At 68.7% G+C, this 2,555-nt stretch carries 2 protein-coding genes and 1 pseudogene; all 3 read left to right on the forward strand.

What is annotated here, in order from left to right; translation table 11 throughout:
• Positions 1-250 (forward strand): annotated as a pseudogene (locus AC04L7_RS16430) (primosomal protein N'); the annotation flags it as partial.
• Entirely contained in the window at positions 250-1,566 is a 1,317-nt protein-coding gene (locus AC04L7_RS16435; protein WP_435996373.1) for an MFS transporter, read from the forward strand. The pseudogene AC04L7_RS16430 and the gene AC04L7_RS16435, both read left to right, overlap by 1 nt.
• A 68-nt stretch (positions 1,567-1,634) precedes the next feature.
• Positions 1,635-2,555: NAD(P)/FAD-dependent oxidoreductase (locus AC04L7_RS16440; protein WP_475513433.1), on the forward strand; the 921-nt coding region annotated here is incomplete at its 3' end.

A 2,555-nucleotide genomic window follows, 5' to 3' on the forward strand; every position in this document is an offset into this window, starting at 1 on the left:
GCAGGATGTGCTGCGCGGCATCGGCCTGCTGTGCCTCCGCGCGCACGACTCCGTGCTGGAGATGCACGGCCCCTTGCCGGCACCGATGCCACGGCGCGCGGGCCTGCATCGCGTGCAGTTGCTGCTCTCTTCGCCGGAGCGACGCGCCCTGCACCGCATGCTCGATCTCGCGCTGCCGCAGATCCATGCCCTCCCGGAAGCACGCCGTACGCGCTGGTCGCTGGATGTCGACCCCATGGACCTGTACTGATGACGCCGACGCCCTTCACGCGCCTCACCTCCGCCCAGCGCCTGCGCAGCATCTTCAGCGGATCGGTGGGCAACCTGGTGGAGTGGTACGACTGGTACGTGTATGCGGCCTTCTCGCTGTATTTCGCCGAGATCTTCTTTCCGGGCGGCGACCGCACCAGCCAGTTGCTGAAGACCGCGGCCATCTTCGCCGTGGGCTTCCTGATGCGCCCGCTCGGCGGCTGGCTGCTCGGCCGCTACGCCGACCGCCATGGACGCAAGCGCGCGTTGATGCTGTCGGTTGTGATGATGTGCGGCGGCTCGCTGATCATCGCGTGCACGCCGGGGTACGCGACCATCGGCGTCGCCGCGCCGATCCTGTTGGTGCTGGCACGCTTGCTGCAAGGTCTGTCGGTCGGCGGCGAGTACGGCACCTCGGCGACCTACCTCAGCGAGATGGCCACGCGCGGGCACCGCGGTTTCTGGTCGAGCTTCCAGTACGTGACGCTGGTGATGGGCCACCTGATCGCGCTGGCCGTGCTGATCGCGCTGCAGCGCGTCTTCCTCACCGATGAACAACTGCGCGACTGGGGTTGGCGCATCCCGTTCGCGATCGGTGCCGTGGCGGCACTCGTCGCGCTGTGGCTGCGCCGGAACATGGTGGAAACCGAATCGTTCTGCCGCCGTGGCGCCAGCCACGCGGACCGCGGGCAGGCGCAGGGAACGCTGCGCGCGCTGGCGCGGCATCCGCGGGCCGTCCTCGCCGTGGTCGGGCTGACCATGGGCGGCACGCTGGCGTTCTACACCTACACGACCTACGTGCACAAATTCCTCGTCAACAGCGCCGGCATGGCCAGCGAGACGGCCAGCCTGATCAACGCCTCGACCCTGTTCTTCTTCATGCTGCTGCAGCCGGTGGTCGGCGCACTGTCCGACCGGATCGGGCGGCGCCGCATCCTCATCGCGTTCGGCGTGCTGGGCACATTGTGCACATGGCCGATCCTGTCCACGCTGCAGACGGTGTCGAGCCCCGTGCAGGCGTTCTGGCTGGTGATGGCGGCGCTGGTGATCCTCAGCGGCTACACCGCGATCAACGCCGTAGTGAAGGCCGAGATGTTTCCCGTCGAGATCCGCGCACTGGGCGTGGGCCTGCCGTATGCGCTGACCGTCGCGCTGTTCGGCGGAACGGCGGACATGGTGGCCCTGTGGTTCAAGAAGATCGGCATGGAAGCCGGCTTCTACGGGTACGTCACTGCATGCATCGCGTGTTCGCTGCTGGTGTACCTGTGGATGCCGGACACGCGCGAGACGTCGCTGATCGATCGCGACCCGCATTGAACGACGGCACCGGCGCGCATGCGACAATACGTCGCGATCCGCCACGGTCCGTGGCCGCGGGAGACGGCATGCAGCCGGCACACCATTTCGTCATCGTCGGCGGTGGCTTCGCAGGCCTCTGGGCGACGCGCGCGCTGGCCTCCGCGCCGGTGCGCATCACGCTGATCGACCGGCACAACCAYCACCTGTTCCAGCCGCTGCTCTAYCAGGTGGCGACCGCCGGTCTGTCGGCACCCGACATCGCCGCGCCGCTGCGCCACATCCTGCGCAGGCAGGCCAATGTCGAGGTGAGGCTGGCGGAAGTCGCCTCGATCGCCGCTCGGGACAAACACGTCGTGCTCACGGACGGGACGAACATCGCGTTCGACTCGCTGCTGCTGGCGACGGGCGCGACGCATGCCTATTTCGGTCATGACGAATGGGCGCCGCACGCGCCGGGCCTCAAGACGCTCGACGACGCGCTGCAACTGCGGCGCCACCTGTTGCTCGCCTTCGAACGTGCGGAGGCGGAAACCGATCCGGCGGCACGCGCCGCGTGGCTGAGTTTCGCCATCGTCGGCGGTGGACCGACCGGCGTGGAACTGGCCGGCACGCTGGCCGAGATCGCGCGGCACACGCTCAGGAACGAGTTCCGCCGGATCGATCCCTCGCAGGCGCGCGTGCGGCTGGTGGAGGGCGGACCGCGCGTCCTGGCCTCGTTCCCCGAAGCGCTGTCGGAAAAGGCGCGTCGGCAATTGGAAAAGCTGGGGGTCGAGGTCGTCACCGGGACGCCGGTCAGCGGCATCACCGCCGACGGCTACCAACTCGGGGACACGTTCGTGGCCGCAAGAACGGTGGTGTGGGCAGCGGGCGTGGCCGCATCGCCCCTCGCACGCTCGCTGGGTGTGCCGCTGGATCGTGCGGGCCGCGTCACGGTGCAGCCCGACCTCAGCGTGCCGGGTCATCCGGACATCTTCGTCGCCGGCGACCTGGCGGCAGTGGCTGCGGAT

This window comes from Pseudoxanthomonas sp. LjRoot204_2 (genome assembly GCF_056175765.1).

Excerpts from the sequence above, each read along its gene's own strand:
- AC04L7_RS16435 (WP_435996373.1), top strand. The coding sequence starts at position 250 with ATGACGCCGACGCCCTTCACGCGCCTCACCTCCGCCCAGCGCCTGCGC.